Origin of the sequence: Thiorhodococcus minor (genome assembly GCF_010820565.1) — a bacterium.
Lineage (GTDB): Bacteria > Pseudomonadota > Gammaproteobacteria > Chromatiales > Chromatiaceae > Thiorhodococcus > Thiorhodococcus minor.
Genome location: NZ_JAAIJQ010000009.1, coordinates 40,195 through 62,163, shown reverse-complemented (window position 1 = coordinate 62,163; position 21,969 = coordinate 40,195). Strand labels below are relative to the sequence as shown.

General features: G+C 65.6%; 20 protein-coding genes. 7 read left to right on the top strand and 13 right to left on the bottom strand.

Annotated features, from left to right (window positions below; genetic code table 11):
• Positions 1-125: 125 nt before the first annotated feature.
• The 6 genes from G3446_RS04600 (at position 126) to G3446_RS04575 (ending at position 5,467) form a co-directional block, all read left to right on the top strand.
• Complete coding sequence (locus G3446_RS04600) at positions 126-596, top strand: Hsp20 family protein (RefSeq protein ID WP_164451232.1); 471 nt, start codon at positions 126-128, stop codon at positions 594-596.
• A 285-nt stretch (positions 597-881) separates the two neighbouring features.
• Entirely contained in the window at positions 882-2,243 is a 1,362-nt protein-coding gene (locus G3446_RS04595) for a DegQ family serine endoprotease (RefSeq protein ID WP_164451231.1), read from the top strand.
• An 88-nt stretch (positions 2,244-2,331) separates the two neighbouring features.
• Positions 2,332-2,682 (top strand): hypothetical protein, encoded by a 351-nt coding sequence (locus tag G3446_RS04590; RefSeq protein ID WP_164451230.1) that lies wholly within the window; start codon positions 2,332-2,334, stop codon positions 2,680-2,682.
• Positions 2,683-2,839: 157 nt separating this feature from the next.
• On the top strand, positions 2,840-3,073 hold the full coding sequence (locus tag G3446_RS04585; protein WP_164451188.1) for a hypothetical protein: 234 nt from the start codon (positions 2,840-2,842) through the stop codon (positions 3,071-3,073).
• A 358-nt stretch (positions 3,074-3,431) separates the two neighbouring features.
• Positions 3,432-4,130 (top strand): response regulator transcription factor, encoded by a 699-nt coding sequence (locus G3446_RS04580; RefSeq protein ID WP_164451229.1) that lies wholly within the window; start codon positions 3,432-3,434, stop codon positions 4,128-4,130.
• The gene (locus tag G3446_RS04575; protein ID WP_164451228.1) at positions 4,127-5,467 is read left to right on the top strand and encodes an ATP-binding protein; all 1,341 of its coding nucleotides are present in this window, start codon (positions 4,127-4,129) and stop codon (positions 5,465-5,467) included. Before G3446_RS04580 ends, G3446_RS04575 begins: the two co-directional genes overlap by 4 nt.
• Here the strand turns inward: G3446_RS04575 and galE are convergent.
• From galE to G3446_RS04510, 13 genes are all read right to left on the bottom strand, one after another.
• Positions 5,464-6,474: a UDP-glucose 4-epimerase GalE gene (gene galE / locus G3446_RS04570; protein WP_164451227.1), complete on the bottom strand. Its 1,011-nt coding sequence runs from the start codon at positions 6,472-6,474 to the stop codon at positions 5,464-5,466. The two genes, G3446_RS04575 and galE, sit on opposite strands and share 4 nt — an antisense overlap.
• 45 nt (positions 6,475-6,519) lie before the next feature.
• Complete coding sequence (locus tag G3446_RS04565) at positions 6,520-6,978, bottom strand: protein YgfX (RefSeq protein ID WP_164451226.1); 459 nt, start codon at positions 6,976-6,978, stop codon at positions 6,520-6,522.
• A 9-nt stretch (positions 6,979-6,987) separates the two neighbouring features.
• On the bottom strand, positions 6,988-7,263 hold the full coding sequence (locus G3446_RS04560; protein WP_342450036.1) for an FAD assembly factor SdhE: 276 nt from the start codon (positions 7,261-7,263) through the stop codon (positions 6,988-6,990).
• A complete protein-coding gene (locus G3446_RS04555; protein ID WP_164451225.1) occupies positions 7,264-7,956 on the bottom strand; it encodes a succinate dehydrogenase iron-sulfur subunit in 693 nt (230 codons plus the stop codon). It abuts the gene before it with no gap.
• Positions 7,956-9,716 (bottom strand): succinate dehydrogenase flavoprotein subunit, encoded by a 1,761-nt coding sequence (gene sdhA / locus G3446_RS04550; RefSeq protein ID WP_164451224.1) that lies wholly within the window; start codon positions 9,714-9,716, stop codon positions 7,956-7,958. The genes G3446_RS04555 and sdhA overlap by 1 nt, the downstream gene beginning before the upstream one ends.
• A gap of 7 nt (positions 9,717-9,723) precedes the next feature.
• The gene (sdhD, locus tag G3446_RS04545; RefSeq protein ID WP_164451223.1) at positions 9,724-10,068 is read right to left on the bottom strand and encodes a succinate dehydrogenase, hydrophobic membrane anchor protein; all 345 of its coding nucleotides are present in this window, start codon (positions 10,066-10,068) and stop codon (positions 9,724-9,726) included.
• A gap of 4 nt (positions 10,069-10,072) precedes the next feature.
• Positions 10,073-10,447, bottom strand: coding sequence for a succinate dehydrogenase, cytochrome b556 subunit (sdhC, locus tag G3446_RS04540; protein WP_164451222.1), 375 nt, complete (start codon positions 10,445-10,447; stop codon positions 10,073-10,075).
• A gap of 254 nt (positions 10,448-10,701) precedes the next feature.
• Positions 10,702-11,658 carry a lysylphosphatidylglycerol synthase domain-containing protein gene (locus G3446_RS04535; RefSeq protein ID WP_164451221.1) on the bottom strand — a complete coding sequence of 319 codons (957 nt, stop codon included), beginning with the start codon at positions 11,656-11,658 and terminating at the stop codon, positions 10,702-10,704.
• A 22-nt stretch (positions 11,659-11,680) separates the two neighbouring features.
• The gene (locus G3446_RS04530) at positions 11,681-12,694 is read right to left on the bottom strand and encodes a lysophospholipid acyltransferase family protein (RefSeq protein WP_164451220.1); all 1,014 of its coding nucleotides are present in this window, start codon (positions 12,692-12,694) and stop codon (positions 11,681-11,683) included.
• Positions 12,612-16,649 carry a translocation/assembly module TamB domain-containing protein gene (locus G3446_RS04525; protein WP_164451219.1) on the bottom strand — a complete coding sequence of 1,346 codons (4,038 nt, stop codon included), beginning with the start codon at positions 16,647-16,649 and terminating at the stop codon, positions 12,612-12,614. The genes G3446_RS04530 and G3446_RS04525 overlap by 83 nt, the downstream gene beginning before the upstream one ends.
• On the bottom strand, positions 16,646-18,397 hold the full coding sequence (locus G3446_RS04520; RefSeq protein WP_164451268.1) for an autotransporter assembly complex protein TamA: 1,752 nt from the start codon (positions 18,395-18,397) through the stop codon (positions 16,646-16,648). Before G3446_RS04520 ends, G3446_RS04525 begins: the two co-directional genes overlap by 4 nt.
• 206 nt (positions 18,398-18,603) lie before the next feature.
• The gene (glk, locus tag G3446_RS04515) at positions 18,604-19,584 is read right to left on the bottom strand and encodes a glucokinase (RefSeq protein WP_164451218.1); all 981 of its coding nucleotides are present in this window, start codon (positions 19,582-19,584) and stop codon (positions 18,604-18,606) included.
• A 503-nt stretch (positions 19,585-20,087) separates the two neighbouring features.
• Positions 20,088-20,399 carry a sulfur globule protein CV3 gene (locus G3446_RS04510; protein ID WP_164451217.1) on the bottom strand — a complete coding sequence of 104 codons (312 nt, stop codon included), beginning with the start codon at positions 20,397-20,399 and terminating at the stop codon, positions 20,088-20,090.
• 798 nt (positions 20,400-21,197) lie between these two features.
• On the opposite strand from G3446_RS04510, the gene G3446_RS04505 reads away from it, so the two are divergent.
• The gene (locus G3446_RS04505; protein ID WP_164451216.1) at positions 21,198-21,932 is read left to right on the top strand and encodes a glutathione peroxidase; all 735 of its coding nucleotides are present in this window, start codon (positions 21,198-21,200) and stop codon (positions 21,930-21,932) included.
• Positions 21,933-21,969: the final 37 nt, after the last annotated feature.

The following is a 21,969-nucleotide window of genomic DNA, read 5'->3' as shown; positions in this document are numbered from 1 at the left end:
CCCTGTATTGACATCCGGAAAGCGCACCTTTACTTTACATAACACAGACGCTCGAACGAGGTCTGTGCCTATGCGGTTCCCTGAGGAACGCACTTTTCCATATTGCTCAACGAGAGGATATGTCCATGTCCAATATCGATTTTTCGCCCCTGCTGCGCTCCATGATCGGCTTCGATCGCATGACCTCAGCGCTCGAGAATGCCTATCGCGCCGAGCCGGGCGGCTACCCGCCCTACAACATCGAAGCCTGTGGTGAGAACGACTACCGGATCACCATGGCCGTGGCCGGCTTCTCCGAGCAGGATCTGACCATCGAGGTCAAGGAGAACATCCTGTCCGTCTCGGGCGGCCGCCCTGAGGATGCCGACAGCAGTCGCCGCTTCCTCTACCGCGGGATCGCGAATCGCAGCTTCGAGCGCAAGTTCCAGCTCGCGGACTATGTGCGCGTCGTCGACGCCCGTCTCGAGCATGGCCTGCTGCATGTCGAGCTGCGCCGCGAGGTCCCGGAGGCGATGAAGCCACGCAAGATCGAGATCCGCGGCGGCACCAAGAGCGACCACCTCATCAAGGGCGAGACCAAGCGAGCGGTCGCCTAGCGCTCGACTCGATGCCGCGCCACTCGCCCAGGCCCGGACGTGCTGACCTCCAGGTCAGCACTCCTTAGCCCAAAGGCAAGCCCGCCTGCCGCTGGTGTCGACGGCATCCATGCCGGAAGCGCGACATCAGCAGGATGTGTCGGGCTAGTCTCGCGCGATTCAGCGTGGTCGACCTCACGACAAGCCGGGCATCTGCCCGGCTTTTTCGTGTGCCCCGACCTCATTGCGCCTTGCCCCCGAGGCGATTAAGTTTTGCACCCATCGACAGCAACCCGCGCCCATGCCATGAATTTCCACGAAGCCTTACGCAGACTTGGCTGCATCCTGCTCTTGCTCTCGGGCATCGCCCAAGCCCAGGCCGGACTCCCTGCGGCGGTCGAGGGTCAGCCGCTGCCGACCCTGGCCCCCATGCTGGAGCGCGTCGTGCCGGCGGTCGTGAACATCTCGACCGTGACCCGGATCGAGGCCGCGGACCATCCACTGCTGCGGGATCCCTTCTTTCGGCACTTCTTCGATATTCCTCAGCAGCGTCAGCGCCGAGAGGGCAACAGCCTCGGCTCCGGCATCATCGTCGACGCCAAGCGCGGGCTGGTGCTCTCCAATCACCACGTCATCGCCAAGGCGGACGAGATCCGCGTGACCCTTCACGATGGCCGAACCCTAGAGGCGACACTCATCGGCTCTGATCCGGAGACGGATGTCGCCGTTCTGCGCATCCCCGCCGAGGGGCTGGGCGCCCTGCCGCTCGCCGACTCGGATCAGCTGCGGGTCGGCGACTTCGTCGTCGCCATCGGCAACCCCTTCGGGCTCAAGCAAACGGTAACCTCCGGAATCGTGAGCGGTCTGGGCCGCACAGGTCTCGGGATCGAGGGCTACGAGAATTTCATTCAGACGGACGCCTCCATCAACCCGGGCAACTCCGGCGGCCCCTTGGTGAACTTACGGGGCGAGCTGGTTGGAATGAATACGGCCATCCTCGCACCCGGCGGCGGCAACATCGGCATCGGATTCGCCATTCCCGTGAACATGACCCGCGCCATCATGGAGCAGCTCGTCGAGTTCGGCACGGTCAGGCGCGGGCTCTTCGGTGTCAGTGTGCAGGATCTCACCGGCGAGCTGGCCAGCGCCCTGGAGGTACCCGATGGCGATGGCGCCTTGGTGACCTCCGTCGAGGACGGCTCGGCGGCGCACGAGGCCGGTATCAAGACAGGTGACGTGATCCGGGCATTGAACGGCAAGCCGGTGCGCGGCGCGACCGACCTGCGCAACCAGTTCGGACTCTTGCGCGTCGGTGAAAGGGTCGACCTGGAGCTGATCCGCAAGGGCCGCCTGCGCCGACTGGAGGGTCGGGTTGCGGACCCCTACGCAGACTTCCTCCCAGGTGAGCGGATCGCCCCCAGCCTCGAAGGCGCCGTGCTGGGCGAGCTCAATCTCCAGGACAACATCCCGGCCGTTCCGGTCGGCACGGTGAAGGCCGACAGCCCGGCCTGGCACGCGGGTCTGCGCGAAGGCGACCGTATCATCCAGGTCAACGGTCAGCGGATCGGCGGTCTGCGGGATATCGCAAGCGTGCTGCGCAAGTCGAAGCGTCTCTACAGCCTGCGCATCCAACGCGGCGACGACCTGATTCTGCTGACGCGGCGCTGATTCAGCAGGCATTCAGGATGCCCTAGGTAGGATCTCCTCCAAGACGGGAAGACCAGCGTCCCGTCTCTCAACGAGAGGAGATCGTACTGTGAAGACACCATGCCCGAAGACCACAGGTCTATTGACCCTGATGTCCGTCGCCACCCTCGCCACTGCGCTCATGCTGCCGGCTGTCGCCTCGGCTCACGGGCGCTTGGATCGCTGGCATGACGCCCAAGAAGCGCATTGGACGCCGCCGCCGAAGCACGCGAACCGTCACCACCATGGGTCCGACAAGTGGAGCCATCGACGTAACAAGTGGCGCCATGGGCACGGCAAGCATCATAAGGGACGCTCCAAGATCTACGTCGATGCACCGCACCGCCCCCTTCGCTTCGTGCATCGCGCCCCGCCGGCGCGCCTCGATCTGGGCAATGGCCTGACCATCATCTATCGCTGAGGCAGCGCCACCAAGACGCACCGAGCGCAGTCGTCAGCCGCCACCAGCCCTGACGCGCTGCGCCCAGTGCGCCCCAGCCGCGGCTCCCACAAGCGCCAAGCCGCGGGAATGTGCTAGATTCCGGCTGTCTTTCTGACCTCGCAGAGCCATTGTCACCATGCGTATCTCGAAGATCACCAAGGTCGTTTGCATGGCCCTCGCACTGCTTGGCGCCAGCTTCCCGCCGATGGCGCTCAGCGGCGCGCGCACCGCGGCCGAGGCGAGCGAGATCGCTCGCCAACAGACCGGCGGCGGGCGGGTGCTGGCGGTGAAGCCCGCGGATGGCGGCTTCCAGGTAAAGGTTCTGACGCCTGAGGGCAAGGTGCGCTTCGTCTTCGTCCCGAGCAACTGAGCGGAATTCGGTGGACTTGGCGCTCGAGACTGTGAAGAAATTCTGCGTAGGTTGGGCTGAGGTACGAAGCCCAACATGGCGGCTAGCCTAACGCTTTGATTGTTGGGCCTCCTGCCTCGGCCCAACCTACACCAATCTGCGATCTTCGCGGTGCGCTTGGATGACTCTCACAGTCGCGCTCGCTCGTCCACCCCGCTGGCCCCTGCGCCTCTCGCGGTCTCTTTCGACGCGCTCGGAAGACGCACTCGAGCCGCGGAGAGCGCGGCCGTCACAACCAGAATGAAGAGCCCACACAAGGCGAGCCCTCTTCTCTCTTCGCGTCCTTCGCGTCTTTGCGGTTCCAATCATCCGATCTAGCATGAACGTCCTGATCATCGAAGACGAGCCTGAGCTGCGCCGCCAGATACTAGACCGCTTTGTCGCGACTGGCTGGCGCGCGGAGGGCACGGGCGACGGCCCCGAGGGCCTCTATCTGGCCACCGAGTACGCCTTCGACGCGGCCGTGGTCGATCTTGGGCTGCCGGGCATGTCGGGTCTGGAGATCATCCGCCGGCTGCGTGCCCAGCAGAGTCTGCTGCCGATCCTCATTCTCACCGCGCGGGACCGCTGGCAAGACAAGGTGGAGGGCCTGGAGGCCGGAGCCGACGACTATCTCGTCAAGCCCTTTCACCAAGAGGAGCTGATCGCGCGGCTGCGGGCCTTGACGCGGCGCGCTGCCGGCACCGCCTCGCGCGAGCTGCGTGTCGGCCCGCTGCGCATCGATCTCAACACCGAGCAGGTCTGGGTCGATGAGCGGGAGATCGAGCTGACGGCCTACGAGTACCGCCTCATCGAGCAGCTCGCGACCAGTGGTGGCAAGGTGCTGTCCAAGCAGGCGCTGGCCGACCACCTCTATCCTCACGACGAGGATCGGGAGAGCAATGTCATCGAGGTCTTGGTCGGTCGCCTGAGGCGCAAGCTCGACCCCAAGGGGGAGCTGAGCCCGATCGAGACGCTGCGCGGCCGCGGGTACAGATTGAGCCTTGGCTCAGAGTCCGGCGACGGCACCGGCAAATGAGATCGCTGCGCGCGCGCGTGCTGCTCTCGGCCGCCGCGGTGCTGACCCTCTTCGTCCTGCTGACCGCCCTCGCCCTGGAGCGGGCCGTGCGCGAGGCCGTGATTGCGGCGCGCGAGGAGCGGCTTCAAGCGCAGATCTTCCTGCTCATGGCCGTCGGCGAGGAAGGCCAGGGTGGTCTGGTCTTTCCTAACGCGCTCGCGGAGCCGCGCCTGACGCTGCCAAGCTCGGGGCTCTATGCCGAGGTGCTGAGCGCGCTCGGCGATCCCGTGTGGCGCTCGCCCTCGGCGCTCGGCCTCGAGACGCCGACACCCCTGCCGCTAGCGCCCGGCCAGCGGCGTTTCGAGCGCCGGACCTCGCCCGACGGCACGGATTACCTGGTGCTCGCCTTCGGCGTCACCTGGGCGACCGGGGCCGTTCCCCAGGACTACAGCTTCGTCGTCGCCGAGGAGAGCACGGCGGCCGAGCGCGAGGTCGCGCGCTTCCGCACCAGCCTCGCGACCTGGCTCGGGGCCATGAGCCTGCTCATGCTCGTCGGCCTGGTCTTGGTGCTGCGCTGGGGACTCAAGCCCTTGCGGCACCTGGCGAAGGAACTGCGAATCATCGAGTCGGGCCGACAGTCCCAGATCCTCGGACGCTACCCGCACGAGATCCAGACCCTGACCGACAACCTGAATGCGCTGCTCGCCCACGAGCGCGCCAGACAGCGCCGACTGGACAACACGCTCGGCGACCTGGCCCACAGCCTCAAGACGCCGCTCGCCCTGGTGCGGGGCACGCTCGAAGAGGGCAAGCTGCCGGCATCGACCGAGGCTGCGATCCAAGAGCAGCTCAGGCGCATGCAGCATATCGTCGACTACCAACTGCAGCGCGCCCGCGCCGGTGCCCAGAGCACCGTCGCCCTGGCGCCGCCCGTCCGCGTCGGCGAGGCTTCCGGACGCCTGATCGCCGCCCTCGAGAAGGTGCATCGGGACAAGGCGGTCTCGGTGGCGGCAGAGATCGACGCGCGACTGCTCTTTCGTGGGGTGGAAGGCGACCTCATGGAGATGCTCGGCAATCTGCTGGAGAACGCCTTCAAGTGGTGCCGCGGTCAGATCCACCTTCGGAGCGCCGAGGAGCAATCGAGTTGGACGCTCTGCATCGAGGACGACGGGCCTGGGATCCCGGAAGACCAGGTTGCGCGGCTGCTCGAGCGCGGCGCGCGTGCGGACGAGTCGACGCCAGGCCATGGGATCGGGCTCGCGATCGTCCGCGAGATCTGCACGGCCTATGGAGGACGTCTGGAGATCGACCGAAGCGCGCTTGGCGGCGCCCGCGTCAGGCTGACCCTGCCGCGCTAGTCGTAGCCGTTGGGATTGGCGGACTGCCAGCGCCAGGCATCCGCGACCATCTCTTGGATGCCGTGCTCGGCCTGCCAGCCAAGCTCCTCGCGCGCCAGAGTCGGATCCGCGTAGCAGGTCGCGATGTCACCCGGGCGGCGCGCGGCGATCTCGTAGGGCACCGGCTTGCCGCTGGCGGCCTCGAAGGCGGCGACCATCTCCAGCACGCTATAGCCCCTGCCAGTGCCCAGATTGCAGGTCAGGACGCCGGGGGAATCCTGCAGGCGCCGCAGCGCGGCCAGGTGCCCTCGCGCCAGATCGACCACGTGGATGTAGTCGCGCACGCCTGTGCCATCAGGGGTCGGGTAGTCGTTGCCGAAGACGGACAGGCTGGGCAGTTTGCCCAGCGCGACTTGCCCCATGACCGACAGCAAGCTCGTCGCAGATTCCCGCGCATCTTCTCCGATACAACCGCTCGGATGCGCACCAGTCGCATTGAAGCAGCGCATCAGGCCGATCCTCCAGCTCGGATCGGACGCATGCAGATCTCGCAATACGTCCTCGACAAAGCCCTTGGCGCGACCGCAGGGGTTCGCGGCCTGAAGCCGGGCATCTTCACGGACTGGCACGGAGGCGGGCTCGCCATAGGCCGCGGCCGACGCGGTGAAAACCAGCGTCTTGACCTCGGCTGCGGCCATCGCCTGACAGAGCGTCAGCGTCCCTGTCACAGTGTTCTGGTAGTCATCCAGTGGACTGCTCACCGACGCATCCACTGACTTGAGGCCGGCGCAGTGCACGACCGCATCGAAGGAGCCCTGCGAGAAGATCTCCTCGAGGGCATAGCGGTCTCGAACATCGGCTTGAATGAAGCCGAGGCTCTTTCCCGTGATGCCGCGGATGTGGTGCAGCGAATCCTCAGTGCTGGTCGCGAGGCTATCGACGACGACAACTTGCATGCCCGCATGCAAGAGCTCCACGCAGATATGGCTGCCGATATAGCCGGCGCCGCCCGTCACCAGAGCTCGCATTGCCCCTCTTCTCCCGCTAACAAAAGTCGGGGCATTGTATTCGATTCAGCCGAGCGCATCGGCCTTGGTGACGCCCTGCAACCGCAGCCGCTGTCTCAGGCGCCTGAGCTGCTCCGAGTCGAGCGCATCGCGGGCAATGGGCAGCGCATAGCGACGCCAGCGGCCCAGCCTGAAATTCAGGATGACCAAGGGTACTGAGACGAAGGTGGCGGAGGTCAGCGCGACGGTCAGCGTCCGCCCCGAATGCAGAACCAGGCGCCAGTCGCCGTCCGGCTGCCAAACCGCGGCCCGAATGGACCAGGGTGCCCGCCGCAGGATCTGCGCATAGAGGACGAGGCCGAAGCTCGCCAGTACCAGCAGCCCCAAGGGCAGACGGTAGATTCCAAGCGGGAGCGTCCAGACGGACAGCAAGGCCAAGAGGTGAGTCGCGGCGACAAAGAGCGCCAAGTGACGCGAGAGCCTGGGTCGGATGACGAGTGGCGGCCAGTCCTGGTGCGAGCCCATGGCCGGCGGCTAGCCGCCCGACTCCGAGGCCACCGCGCGAATCTGCTCGATCAGCTCGCGGTACCTGGCCTCGGGCAGCTCGGAGCGCGAGATCAGCAAGTTGTGCAGATCCTGATCCTGCTCGCGCAGCAGCTCCGTGAAGAGCAGACGATCGGCCGGCGTCAGGTCCGCATAGCCCAGCTCGAGAAAGCGGCTGAAGAGGTGATCCAGCTCCAGCATGCCGCGCCGGCATTGCCAGCGCAGACGCCGGAGCTGCTCATCATCATCCATGGTGGTCTGGGTCACTCAGAGGCCCTTGTCGAGCATCAGCTCCTTGATGTGACCGATGGCCCGGGTGGGGTTGAGCCCCTTGGGACAGACCTCGACGCAGTTCATGATGCTGTGGCAGCGGAACAGCTTGTAGGGACCCTCCAAGGCATCCAGCCGCTCCTCGGTCGCCTGGTCGCGGGTATCGGCCAGGAAGCGCCAGGACTGCAGCAGTGCCGCGGGACCGTGGAACTTGTCCGGGTTCCACCAGAAGGACGGACAGGACGTGGAGCAGCAGCCGCAGAGGATGCACTCGTAGAGCCCGTCCAGCTTGTCGCGGTCGGCCGGCGATTGCAGGATCTCCTGCTCCGGCAGCGGATCCTTGCGCACCAGGTAGGGCTTGACCGCGCGGTACTGCTCGTAGAACTGCGTCATGTCGACGACCAGATCGCGAATGACCGGACGCCCCGGCAGCGGACGGACCGCGATCGGCGTCTTGAGCTCGGCGACCGGCGTGACACAGGAGAGCACATTGCGCCCGTTGGCGTTGACGCCGTCCGAGCCGCAGACGCCCTCGCCACAGGAGTGGCGGAAGCTGAAGGTCTCGTCCTGCTCCTTCACCTCCAGCAAGGCGTCACGCAGCATCATGCCCTGGAAGGTGCGGATCTCGTAGTCCTGCATCCGCGGCTTCTTGTCCGTCTCCGGATTGAAGCGATAAACACTGATCTTCATTAGTACACACGCTCCTTCGGCGGGAAGGACTCAACGGTCAAGGGCTTGGTGCGCACGGGCTTGTAGTCCATGCGATCGCCTTCCATGGAATAGAGGCTGTGCTTGAGCCAGGCCTGGTCGTTCCGCTCCGGATGATCCGGCCGCGAGTGTGCTCCGCGGCTCTCTTGCCGATGCAGCGCGGACACGGCGATGGACATGCCCACGTCCATCAGGTTCTCCAGCTCCAGGGCCTCGACGCGTGCGGTGTTGAACACCCTGGAGTGATCGCGGAGCCGCACCTCCGGCATGCGCTCGCGCAGCTCGCAGAGCTTCTTGTAGCCCTCCTGCATGATCTCCTCGGTGCGGAAGACGCCGGCATGGTCCTCCATGCACTTGCGCACCTCGGCGCGCATCTCCTGAACCGAGATGCCGTCGCCCTTCTGATCCCAGCGCGCGAGACGGGACATGGCCGTGTCGAGGCTCTCCGAATCGGCCGCACGCCTGTAGGGGTTCTCGCGGACGAAGTCGATGATGTCCTTCCCGGCCAGACGCCCGAAGACCAGGATGTCCAGCAGGGAGTTGCCGCCAAGCCGGTTGGCGCCATGGACCGAGGCACAGGCGCACTCGCCCGCCGCATAGAGGCCGACGACGACCTCTTCCCCCTTGCCGGCCGGGACGGCGACACGGCCGAAGCGGTCGGTGGGAATGCCGCCCATGGCGTAGTGCGCGGTCGGGAAGACGGGAATGGGCTCGACGACCGGATCCACGCCCGCGAAGACCTTGCTCGACTCGCGGATGCCCGGCAGGCGCTTGGAGATGACCGCCTCGCCGAGGTGATCGACCTTGAGCATCACATAGTCGCCATTCTCGCCGCAGCCGCGGCCTTCCTTCACCTCGGTGACGATGGCGCGCGAGACCACGTCGCGACTGGCCAGGTCCTTGGCGCGCGGGGCATAGCGCTCCATGAAGCGCTCGCCGTCCTTGTTGATGAGATAGCCGCCCTCGCCGCGCACGCCCTCGGTGATGAGCATGCCCTTGCCGGCGATGCCGGTCGGGTGGAACTGGAAGAACTCCATGTCCATCAGCGGGATGCCGGCGCGCAGCGCCATGGCGGCACCGTCGCCCGTGTTGATGTGGGCGTTGGACGTGGTGCGGAACACCTGGCCGCAGCCGCCCGTGGCCAGCAGGGTCGCCTTGGCCTCGATCAGCAGAGGCTCGCCGGTCTCGATCTCCAGCACCAATGCGCCGGAGCAGATGCCGTCGGCATCGCGCACCAGGTCGACGGCGAAGAACTCGTCGAAGAAGTGCGTGCGGGCACGGATGTTCTGCTGATAGAGGGTGTGCAGGATGGCATGGCCGGTGCGGTCCGCCGCGGCGCAGGTGCGCGCGGCCTGATCGCCGCCGAAGTTCTGGCTCTGCCCGCCGAAGGCGCGCTGGTAGATCTTGCCGTTGTCGAGCCGCGAGAAGGGCACGCCGGCGTGCTCCAGCTCGTAGACCGTCGGGATGGCCTCGCGGCACATGAACTCGATGGCGTCCTGGTCGCCGAGGTAGTCCGAGCCCTTGACGGTGTCGAACATGTGCCAATGCCAGGAGTCTGGCAGCACATTGGCGAGCGCGGCATTCACACCGCCCTGGGCGGCGACCGTATGGGAGCGCGTCGGGAAGACCTTGGAGACCACGGCGACCCGCAGATCCGCGCTCGCGAGCTGCAGCGCCGCATTCAGTCCGGCCCCGCCGGCACCGATGATCAGGGCGTCGAAATGGCGTGTTGGTAGACTCATCCGCGATCTAGCCTCCGATCCCAGCGGTGATGATGGCCTTCAAGGCCCAGAGACCCGAGGCGAGAAAGACGAATCCGAACACCAGCATCAGACCGACACGCAGTCCGAGGATGTGCACATAATCGATGAGCACGTCGCGCATGCCGACCCAGGCATGTGCCAGCACGACGGGCACGAAGAGGACCAGACCCATGGCCACGGCCGGATGCGTCACCCAGCTCACCAAGTCGGCGTGGCTGGCGGGCGCATTGAGCAGCCAGTGCAGGACGAGATAGGTGGTAAAGAGCGCGAGGTAGACGGCCGTCGCGCGCTGCATCAGCCAGGCCATCAGACCCGAAGCTTGTCGACTCATGCCTTTAGCCTCCCAACGCCAAGACGATGACCAGCAGGACGGGTGCGCCGATGAGAACGACCCAGGCGGTCTTGCGCGCAACCGGGCGGTCCAAGCCGACGCCGATATCCAGACCCAGATGACGGATGCCGGCCAGCAGGTGATGAAGCAAGCTCCAAGTCAACGCCAAGATCGCCAGCTGGATCAGCCAAAAATCCAGAAAGGCGGCCGTCGCGGCGAATCCTTCGGGACTGGACAGCGCCTGGTGGAACAGGATGGCGGCGACGGGGATGGACAAAATCATGAGCACGCCACTAAGGCGATGCAGGATGGAAACGAGTCCTGGCAGCGGGAGCTTGATGCGCCACAAGTCCAGGAAGACGGGTCTGGATGTTTGCATTCTCGGACCTTTGATGAGCCGCGGGCGCTCGACCGATGCAGAGCTGAGGAGATTCGCTCAGTGCGCGTGAGCAGGGCCGAGTCCGCGATTGTCGCGATGAAGACACAAAGGGCCCCGAAGGATCTCGAGCATCGCCAGGATGCGCCTTTTGTGCAGCGCATCAGAATATAGGCTTTCTTCAGAAACCATCAATAGTTTTTATCAAAGCTTAGCTTCGACAAATACACTCAGGTATTCCTGGCAACGGACGGCGCTCAGGGCTCGGAGGCTTGCCCTGCCCGCTTCGGCAGCAAAAGGGCCAGTCCACCGAGGACGAGGGTGACGCCCAGGAGGAAGAGATGGAGATTGACGGCACCGGCGAGCGCCAGCTCGGGATCGACCCCGAAGGGCAGGAGCGCGGCCACCGCCGCCAGCTCGTAGCTGCCGCTGCCGGCGACGCCATGGAAAGGCAGGACGCTCGACAGCTCGGCCCCCAGCACCCCGGCCAACAAGCGCCCGAGGTCGAGCGGCAGAAAGAACTTGAGCACGCTGGTGAAGGCCGCGAGCTTGAGTACCCAGATCAGGCCCGTCCAGAGATAGACGCGCACCAGCAGCCAGGCGTCGCGAGGCGCGGCGCCAAGGGCGCGTCGCAGCGTCGCGCGCCACGTCGCCGCTCCCTGAAGCCAGCGCGAGCCAGCGATTCGCCCGGACAGCAGGATGAGCCCCAGTCCAGCCAGCCACAGCCCCGCGAGCCCCCACCAAAGCCAGGACGGATGACGAAGATTCAGGATCAGGAGTGCGACCAGGGCCAGGAAGTGCAGGTCCAGCAGACGCATCCACAGCAGCGCCGCGGTCGACTCCAGCATGCCGTGCCCGAAATAGCGTCGCATCAGCCAGGGAAAGACCAGCTCCCCCGCCCGCATGGGGAGCAGATTGTTGGCCGTGTTGTGCAGCACCGAGAGTCGCAGGACGACCGGGAAGTCGCCCTTGAGCCGAGGGCGGAAGTAGTCGTAGACACGATAGGCCCGCAGACCATAGCTGAGCGCCGACAGCAGGAAGAGCCAGGCCAGCAGCCAAGACGACAGTGAAAGCCACGGAGCTAGCAGTGGCCCCCAGCCGACGCTGAAGTGGACCGCAAGGATCAGCGCAAGCAGCAGCCCGAGCCCCAAGGCCCAGTCCCGCAGGCGGCCAAGGCGAGGCGCGGCGCTCAGCGGCGATTCGGACGCGCTCACAGGGCGGTCCCTATATCGCCGCTCACTGCTTCCGCTTCTTGCGCCGAGGTTTCGGCGGATAGAGGGGCGCCTCGCCTTCGGGGCGCGTCTTGAAACGCCGGTGTACCCAGAAGTACTGGTCCGGCATGGTCGCGATACGCGCCTCGATGAGCGCGTTCATCTGCGTCGTATCGCGCTCCGGATCTCCACTTGGGAAGTCCGCCATGGGCGGGTCGAAGATTAGCTCCAACCCCTGCCCCCAGGGGAGGAAGCGCGCGAAGGTCGGGATAACGACGGCGTCGGTCATGGCGGCGAAGCGGCCGAGCATGGGCACGGTCGAGGCTGGCACGCCGCAGAAGGGCACGAAGATGCCCCGCCGCCCACCGTCCTGATCCGGCAGGTAGAAGAAGGGGGTGCCCTTCCTTATCTCGCGGATCAGCCCACGCAGGTCATCCTGGCGCTCGATCGACAGGCTGCCGTATTGCTGACGCGCACGGCGCACCTGAAGATCGACGACGGGATTGCGGATCTTCTGGTACATGTAGACGCCGGAATGCACCAGGGCCGTGAAGGCGGCGCCGCCGAGCTCGAGCCCGATGAAGTGGGGTACCAGGACGATGATGGGCCGACCCTCGGCGACGTAGGTGTCGATCCTCTCGCGGTTGCGGATGCGCACCAGCCGGCTCAAGCGCTCAGGGGACGCGCCCCAGCCGACGCCTTGGGAGAGCGCGGCAACCCCGAGCCAGCCGAAGTGCGCAATCATGAGGCGCTCGCGCTCCCAGCGGCCGAGATGAGGGAGGCAGCACGCCAGATTGCGCCGCACAACGACGCGACGCGCACCGGCGAGCAGATAGCCGAGACGGCCGAGCAGACCGCCGAGCGCCCAGATCAGTGGAAAGGGCAAGCGACCGAAGGCAAAGATGGCGCCGACGCCGAGCCAGCTCGGCCAATGTTTCGGATGCAGCAGCGCGCGGTCAATTCTCGAACTTGAAGTAGATGTCCGCACCCTGGCTCTCACCGGTCTCCGTCTGTAGCTCGATGCTGCGCGAGAGTTCATAGCGCAGCTTGATCTTGTTGGCCTCGTCGCCCAGCCCACTCTCGTACTCCATGTAGATCTTGGGTGCGACATAGGTGCCCACGGCTAGGCCGGCATTGTCCGTTTGATCGTTCCCGGACGGCGGGATCCCGGTCAGCAGGTACTTGGTGATCTCGGCCTGCGTCATGCCCGGATCGCTTTCGGAGAAGAAGGCGAGCTTGGGGTCACGAATGCTCCCGAGGACACGCACGCCGGCTGTCGTATCGCCGCCGTCACGCTCGGCCTGGAGCAAGAGGCCGGGATTGTCGATGGGGCTCTTGGCGTAGATCAAGCGGCCCTGGGTGATCTTGAGCGGAGCGCCGAGCTCGGCGGCGAGTCCGAAGCCGCCGGAGATCCGGTACTCACCTTCCTTGATCTGGAGCTGGCCGTCGCCCAGCATGTCCTTGCCGGGCCGCTGCAGGATGGTCAGATCGCCAGCCAGCCGGCCACGCACGCCGAAGGCATCAATGGTCACCTCATTTCCCATGGCGACGGTCAGATCGATCGACACCGGGTAGGGCGGCGCCGGCTCCTTCTCCTCAAGGGTGACATCCGCCGAGGGCGAGACCGTGCCGGCGGGCACCGTGCGCGGGCGAATCCGCGCCTCCGGAATGCGGATCTCACCGCGGATCGCGGCCCCCGTGGTCCCGGCCTGGATGTCGATCTTGGGCGAGACGAGGGCGAAATACTCCTTGGTGTCGGCCACCTTGAGCTTGTCGCCTTGGATCTTGATCTCGGCGGTGTAGTCGCTCCCCTTTAGGCCACCATCGCCTGTGATCTCGAGCCGGCCGCCGCCGATGAGGCCGCCGCCGGCGATGCTGAGCCGATCCCAGGCCGGGGCCCGCGCGGTCAGGTCGACGTCCTTCACCTCTAGACCGAGCAAGGGCACCTGGAAGCCAACGCCCTTGACCTCCGCGAGCCCCTTGACGCCAGGCTGCCCGATGGTCCCGCCCAGTGTCAGATCGGCATCGATCGCGCCGCTCAGTCCGTTCAGCTGAGGGGCCATGTCGGCGATCAGCGAGAGATTCTGGACATTCGCCTTCAAGCCGCCGCGCAGGGATTGCCCCGGACGTGCCGGATCATCCAGGCGCCAGCCCGGTAGACTCAGGTCGCCGCTGACCTCGCCGATCTCTTTGAGCGGCAGGCCCAGCTTCGCGGACAACCCATTCCCGTTGGCTTCCAGGCCGAGCCGAGTGGTGGAGAAGTCCAGCGTCTGGCGCTTGCCCTTGCCGATGTCGACGCTCACCACGCCGTCCGGGATCTCCGCAACGGCGGACCCCGTCAGCGTCGGACCCTGCGCCGTGAAGCGGCCCTTGACGCGCGCCAGGCCATCGGCGGTCAGCTTTTCCGGCAGAAACTCCTTGAGTAGCGCGAAGTCCAGCTTGTCCAGATCCACGCCCGCCGTCCACTGCCCGGACTGCGGCTGCTCGAAGTCCAGGCAGCCGCCCGAGCCGTCGGCGTGACGCAGGCAGAGCGGACCGGCAGCGATCTTGGGCGCCTCATAGCTGATCGGCATCGCACGCTCGAGCGCCCAAGCGCCCACCTCCGGCGTGCTGAGATCCAGGGTCCTGAGCTGCCCCGCGTAGGCACCACCGTCCTTCAGCCCGCCCGTCAAGGCGAGCTTCGCGGAGAGCTGCTGCCCGTCCAGCGCGACCGAGAGCTGGTGATCCGGCAGGGCACCCGTCCCGCGGACCCTGAGGGTTTCCCATTGCAGCCCCCCGGCGACGAGATCCTTGCCTTGCAGATCGACATCGAAGCGGCCATCCGTGCCCAGCCCGACCTCGGCATCGCCAGTCAGACTGGCGATGCCGTTGCCGGCCAAGGCCACACCGCCAAAGCTCAAGTCGAGCATCACATCCGGCGCATCCAGCGCGCCCCTTACCTTGCCCTTGACGTCGATGCTGCCCTCGGCCTGAGGCAGCACGCTGGCGAGGTCCGGCGAGGTCAGGGCGAAGTCCAGTTCCAAGGCATCCGCAACAGTGCCGTCGACACGCAGCTTGCTCGGACCGGATTCGGCGGCCAGTCCTTCGATGCGCGCCGTCTTGCCGTCCAAGGAGACCTTGCCGGTAGCACCAATGGGATAGCCGCGCAGCCTGCCCTCAAGCTGCTCGATGACCGCGACGAGACTGGGCCCAGTCTCCTGGAGCACGCCCTGGGTGGTGATCTTGCCGTCGATTCGTCCAGGCCACTCTGGCGCATAGCTGCCCGGATTGATGCCGGCAATGCTGAGCCCAGCGTCCCAGCCGATCTGCGGATCCAAATCGACCTTGGCCTGACCCTCGATGCGCCCATCCAGGATATCGAGCTTCAGGGTCTCGACGCGGGTCTGCTCGAGGTCGCCGCTGCCGACCAGAGTCAGGCTGGCCGGAGGCAGGCCGGGGCCCGAGGTCGTGGTGACCAGGTCGTAGTCGAACTGCTCGAGGCTGCCGGCGGTTTGTAGATTGAGGACCACCCGATCGTCCAGACCCTCGACGAAGCTGCCTGGATTGAGGTCGTTTCCGTGCAGCGCGAAGTCCCACTGCAGGGCCGGCGCCCAGGCCAGATTGCCCTTGCCCTCCAGCACGCCGTCCAGGGTGTCGATGCGAAGCTGGTCGAGCTTGGTACCTTCGGCGGTGCCCTGCCCCTTGGCGGCAATCTTGGCGCTCGGAAAGCTCGGTCCGGCGGCCAGTGCCTCGAGTGCGTAGACGAAGTCCTCGAAGGTGCCCGAGGCGTCGACCTTGCCCTGTGCGGATTGGGCCAGAAGATCCCCGCTCAATGGCCAGCGCAGCCGCTGCCACTCGCCCTGAAGCTCAAAGCGCCCAGGGGTGGGGCTCAGATCGACCTCCCCTGTCGCCTCGAGCGAGGCCTGCGAGACCTGCTCGGTCATGTCGAGCTGACGGATGCTGAGGCGCTGCTCCTTCCAGAGCACATCCAGGACCAGCGCGAGATGGCCGAAATCCGGCAGGTTCGGCGCGCGGGCGTCGAGCGTGCCCGAGAGGGTCGCCTCGTCAAGGCTGCCGCTGGTGTCGAGCGCCGCAGTCGTCTCGACGGCCGGGAGGTCCGGCTTGAAGTCCGGCAGCGCAACCTTGAGGACCTTGACCGAGCCATTCCACGCCGGGCTTTCGAGCACATCCGTCACCTCGGCGTCGACATCCACCTCCGCCGATCCGCGCACGCGATGCTCCAGGGTCAATCGCTTGAGATCGCCGCCCAGCGTCCCTTCACCCTGCAGCCTGGCGTCCGGCGGCAGATCGAAGGTCCACGCGAGATCCAGCCCGAGCGGATAGTCACCGCTCAGCCGCGCCTGGCCCTTGGCATCCGCGGCAAGCTGAGGTTGTTCGAGCAGGACGCTCAAGTCGGCCAGCTGAAGCGCGCTGCCCTCCAAGGCCGCGCTCAGACCCGCGTGCTCTAGGACGAGCATGGGCGCCTCCGCGCCCTGACTGACGACCCGCAGCCGGTCCACCGTAGCCTGCTCGATCGCGAAGCGGATCGGGATGGCGATCTCGGGCAGGGCGAAGGGCTCGTCCTCCTTCTCTTCCGCAGGTCCCAGGGTCAGGGTGATGTCACGCGCGGCAAGCCGCTGCACGGCAACCACACCCCGCAGAATCCCGGCGGGCGACCAATCGAGATCGAAGCCGCCGACGGTGACGTCCGTGGTCGGCAAATGCAGCTCGAAGCCCTCGAGGTGCAACGGCCCGAGGATGCGCCCCTCGGCGACCCGGATCTTCACTAGACCGGGCGCAGCCCGATCGGCCAGCGCAATGGCTGTGTGCAGCCCGTGCTCGGTGCCCAGGAAGTAGAAGAGGACGCAGACAACCAGGATCAGCAGCGTCGATAGGGTCCCGCCCAGCCAGCGCAGAATGCGCCAGCCCAGTGCCGGCTTGCGCCCCGGGCTGACCCCGGCGTCAGGCGGCGAATCCGGGGGCTGCGTGGGGCGTTGCTCGGTGGTCTGGCTCATAGGTCAGGTCCAATCACGATGTGCAGCCGGGCGGGTGGAAGGCCGTCGTAGTCGCCCTGATCCTTGGTGAGCGCGAAGGCGACATCGAAGCGCACCTGGCCGATGGGCGAGGCCCAGCGCAGGCCGACCCCGGCGCTCTGCGCCAGCTCTTGCTCGTAGTCGGGATCGAAGGCATTGCCGAAATCCGTGAAGACGGCGGCGCTCCAAGGACCCTTGATACGGCGCTCCAGCTCCAGGCTACCGACCGCCAGGTAGCGGCCGCCCACCGTCTCATTGGTCACCGGATCGTTGGGACCCAAGACATCGAAGCCCCAGCCGCGAATGGAGCTATCGCCGCCGGCGTAGAAGCGGCGGCTGGCGGGCAGGTCGTCGACGCTCTCGGCCCAGGTCGCACCTAGGTCAGTGCGCGTGATGAAGCGATAGTTCTCGTTGAGACGCCTCACCCACTTGAATTGGACGAGACCGCTCAGGTAGGAGGTCTCTGAGACCAGCCCCTGGAAGGTGCCCAAGAGGGTGTACTTGAGGCGGTAGCCATGGTTGGTATTGATGGGGTCGTCTGAGACCGTCTTGGACCAGGAGATGTTCGGAACCAGCTCGTTGGTCGCGCCGAGCGAGTCGGAGCCGGTATCCAGGTCTTCGTAGCGGTAGTCCACGCCGATGTTGCGCCGCCAGCCGCGCGGCGTCAGGGTCGAGTGCGCGGCCTGCACCGAATGGACCCAGCCCTTGCGTGTGGCCGTGTCATACATGGAGGAGCGCGGCTTGATGACGATGTAGTCGCGGGTCGGATCCTGGATGGGGATGCGGTAGTCCAGCTCCAGCTCGGAGAGTGCGGGCGCCAGACTCAGCTCGCTGCGCAGTTTGTGACCCCAGCGGTTGAGATAGCGCCGCCGATAGTCCAGCGTCATGCGCGGACCGACGTCCGTCGCATAGCCGAGACCAATGCGGTACTTGTTGGCCTTATTGCGCTTGGCGACGACCTCGATGGGGACTTCATTGTCCGGGCCGGCCTCGTCCTTGTGCGGAACAATCTCGACGTCCTTGTAGTATTCGGTGCCGAGTAATCTGGCCTGCAGTGCCATGAGTCGGTTGGGGTCATAGACGTCGCCCGACTTGACCTTGACGTAGCCTTGCAGGAAATCCTCGTCGAGCAGGTCCTGGTTGAAGGTCACCTTGCCGATGCGATACCGAGGACCCGTCTCGATATGGAAGACGATGTGTGCCTCATAGGCGACAGGGTCGATGAGGACCTGATGCCAAGTCAGCTGGTAATCCAGAAACCCTTCCGAGGAAGCGGCATAGCGGATGTCCGACTTGGCTTTTTCGTAGCGCGAGTGGAGCAGGACGTCCCCGACCTTCATCGGAAAGGCCTTGGGAAAGGTCGGATCCTCGGCGCCCTGGCCAGTGACCTGGTAATCCACGGTGGCGACCTTAACGGGCTCGCCGGGCGTCACCGAATAGGTCGCCGTCCAGGTGCCCTCGCCGCCCGGCGGCTCCTGAAGATCGCCCTTGACCTCGACCCTGTAGAGGCCGAATGGCGCCAGGGCGTCGCGAATCTGGTCGGGTGCGATGCGGTGCAGCGCCAAGACGCGCGACGGCGTCAGCTCGTCGTCTCCGCGCTCCTGGTAGATGTCGAGCAGCGCCAGGACGTTGGCCTCCTGCTCGCCCTCGAGGCCCTGGACACGAGCATCGAGCTTCAACGCAAGGGCAGGCGCGGCGGCAAGGCTGGCACTGAGGATAAAAAGGAGCAGACACCAAGCTCGGCGGCTGCGGACGAGGCGGAGGCAGTGGGAGCGAGATGTGGCTCTGGCCTGCTCGCTGGCGGAGAGTCGATCTGGCACGCAAACGCCCTAGCTGATGTCATAGCGTCCCCGCAGTTTAGCCCAGGGCGGGGGCAGCCGCGACCGACCCTGGCCTGGATAGGTCCGCGATGCTGGCCGACCCGAGGCCGGCCGATCTACTGAGACGCCATGAATCGCGCTGCGCCAAGCAGGGGCGTATGCGGCTGCAGGATCACCCTGACCGGCATGCGCCGCATCAGCGAGCCCATTCGGCCCTTATCGAAAAAGCCCTCCAAAAACCCACCTTTACGGACCAGAGCAAGATTCTTGAGCGCGATTCCGCCGCCCAGATAGACCCCCCCGAGCGCCATGTGCTTGAGTGCGGTATTGCCCGCTTCCCGCCCGTAGAGCCGCATGAAGAGGTCCATGGTCTCGGCGCACACTGGGCAGCGCGCATCGGCGGCGGCCTGAGCCACGGCCGCCGCGGTATCCCCTCCCTCATCGATCGCCTGGCGTATCCAGTCCGGCTGAGCGGCCCCATGACGCTCGAGCAAGAACTCGTAGATGTTGGCAATGCCCGGACCGGAGACGAGGCGCTCCCAGCTCACGCGTCCGTAACGTCGTTTGAGATACGTCAGCAGGGCGAACTCCAGCTCGTCGACGGGCGCGAAATCCGTGTGCCCACCCTCGGTCGCGAAGGCGTGATGAGCGACGCCATCCCAAAACAGCCCCGCCTGCCCCAGCCCAGTGCCCGCCGCCACCACACAGGCATTGCCTTGACTCAAGGCATCGCCCGGATGAATCTCGGCGATGTCCTGTGTCCCGAGCGCGGGAACTCCCCAGGCAACGGCCTCGAGGTCGTTCAGTAGGTCCACCCCGGAAAAGCCGAAGGTCAGCTCCAAGGCATCGGCATCCAGCGCCCAAGGCAGATTGGTGGTCTCCGAGCGGCGATCTTGCACCGGCCCGGCGACCGCAAAGGCTGCGAAACGACAAGTGACCCCGGTCTCGTTCAGGTAGCGCTGCACGATCTGGTCGAAAGTCGCGAAGGCTGCGCTGGGATAACGCTTGGGCTCGGAGAGATTAACCTGCTCGCCGTCCGTATCCGCGACACCGAGTGCTGTCTTGGTTCCTCCGATGTCACCCACCAACAAACGCATAATCGTGTCTCCGAGTCTCTACATGGCGAGCATTAGCCCGCCCTCGCCTGGCTAGGATCGGGCAGCGAATCCGGCGGGGGATAATAGCAAGTTGAGGGATGAGCGGTGAAATGCCCGGAAGCGCTCACCCGAGCGCACTGTCTCGCGGGCGCCGCAAGGGCTGCAAGAATCGCCTCTGGGCGCTTCGCTGGATCGGCTGGTGAAAGCGGCTAAGACGGCCTAGCTGCGATGATCAAGGCGCGCAGCTCGTCGGGCTCCGGCGGGCTTTGGCCGGGCTCGGGCCGCAAGCGGGGTCGCGCTTCGGCCCGAGCAGGACGACGCGAGGGACTCGCGCGTCGCGAGCTTAGGCGATTTCTGTCAATTCCCATACCATCTGGCTTGTCTTGACGCCCGCCTTCTGTGTCGCCCCGCCAGTCACATCGCCCAGCGATGCTCCTGTCGGCGCTCCGTGAAGGCGGACCTCAATCCGGCGCCACCCGGTATAAGAATTTCCGGCAATCGCCTTATTTGGAAGAAGTCGTGCTCTGAGGCGCGGTTACGGCGGGATAGCCATAGGCTGGATAGCCATAGGCTGGATAGGCGTACCCCGGATAGACCAGCCCAGGATAGCCATAGACCGGGCCGCCCCAGCCATAGCCGCCATAGGGCCCGTAACCGTAGCCGGGGCCTCCCCAAGGACCGCCGCCCCAGGGTCCGCCACCCCAAGGCGTGAACCAGTCGAAGGGTCCCCAGCCCCAGAAGGCATTCGCGGGCGTGGCGCCCAGCGTCGAGAGACCGGCAATGGTCGCTGCCAATACCAGCGGCTTCATCGTCATCGTCTTGTCCTCGCTTTCAGACTGTCTCTTGAGAGCGCAGCGGACGCGCGAGCGCGGGGCTCGGTGTCCGCGCAAGATGGGAGTCCGCATCCTCGGATGCATCCACGACTTCCGCGCTCTCGGGACGCTGGCCGCAATCGCGGTGGTCGTGAAGACGGGCTCCGCAAGCTGCCGTCACGCTCGCTCGGAGCGATGACCGCAGCGCCATAACTTAGGCCGGAAGCGCCGGAATGGCTTTGACCCTAATCAATATATCCTTATATGGCGATATGCTTCTAACCGTGCCTATCCGGTTGCCTCCCACACCATGCCGCGGGTCCCGCAATGCGGCCGATTTTTCTCATGCACTCGCCGATCCAGGGGGCTGACGGCTCGCGGAAGTGGCTTGTGCCGCACTTTCGGCTCGAAAACACAACTAGCATGGAATCGTTGGGTAGCAACCGGATAGGCATGCTTCTAACGACCCATCCGGAGCTCACGCCCAAGAGCGGCTCTCAGCGGCCGACGGACCCGACTCCGCACCCCGCCGACGCAAGGCTCTGTCCAGCGGGGGTACGCCGCCCTCTCGACGACTGCCCTCGACGATGGGTTGATTCGCCACACAAAGGCCGCATCTGCCGTGGCAAAATAGGGCGCCTCGGAAATCATCGCTATAACCAATCATAACGATACCAATAATCCATTTCACAGATGGAATTGGCCGCCGTAATCTACACCCAAGCAAGCCGCAACGAGCGGCGAGCAAGTGCTCCACAACCAAACGTCGAACCACGACACGCAATACACGGAGTCTGACCAATGTTTGAAGACCGTACTGGAAGCCGCGTTCCCAACGTCACTTTCCACACCCGCAAGGGCCACGAGTGGGTCGATGTCACCACGGATGAGCTCTTCGCCGGCAAGACCGTCGTCGTCTTCTCGCTCCCGGGCGCCTTCACCCCGACCTGCTCCTCCTCGCACGTGCCGCGCTACAACCAACTGGCGGCCACTTTCAAGGAGCACGGCGTCGACGAGGTCGTCTGTATGTCGGTCAACGACACCTTCGTCATGAACGAGTGGAAGGAGACGCAGAACGCCGACAATGTCACCTTCATTCCGGACGGCAACGGCGACTTCACCGCCGGCATGGGGATGCTGGTCGACAAGGACGCTCTCGGCTTCGGCAAGCGCTCCTGGCGCTACTCCATGCTGGTGAAGGACGGTGTCGTCGAGAAGATGTTCATCGAGCCCGAGGTCGAAGGCGACCCCTACGAGGTCTCCGACGCCGACACCATGCTGGCCTACATCGCCCCCGAGGCACCCAAGCCGATGGACGTGTCGGTCCTGAGCCGCGACGGCTGCCCCTTCTGCGTCAAGGCGAAGGAGGCGCTGCGCAACGCGGGGATCCACTTCGAGGAGCTGGTCCTCAACAAGGACTACACCGAGCAGGGGCTGCGCGCCATGACCGGCGCCAAGACGGTTCCGCAGGTCTTTGTCAACGGTAAGCTGATCGGAGGGTCGGACGCGGTCGTCGCCTGGGTCGCCGAGCGCTAATCGCGGATCGTCAGGGCGGTCCTGACACAGCGGCGCC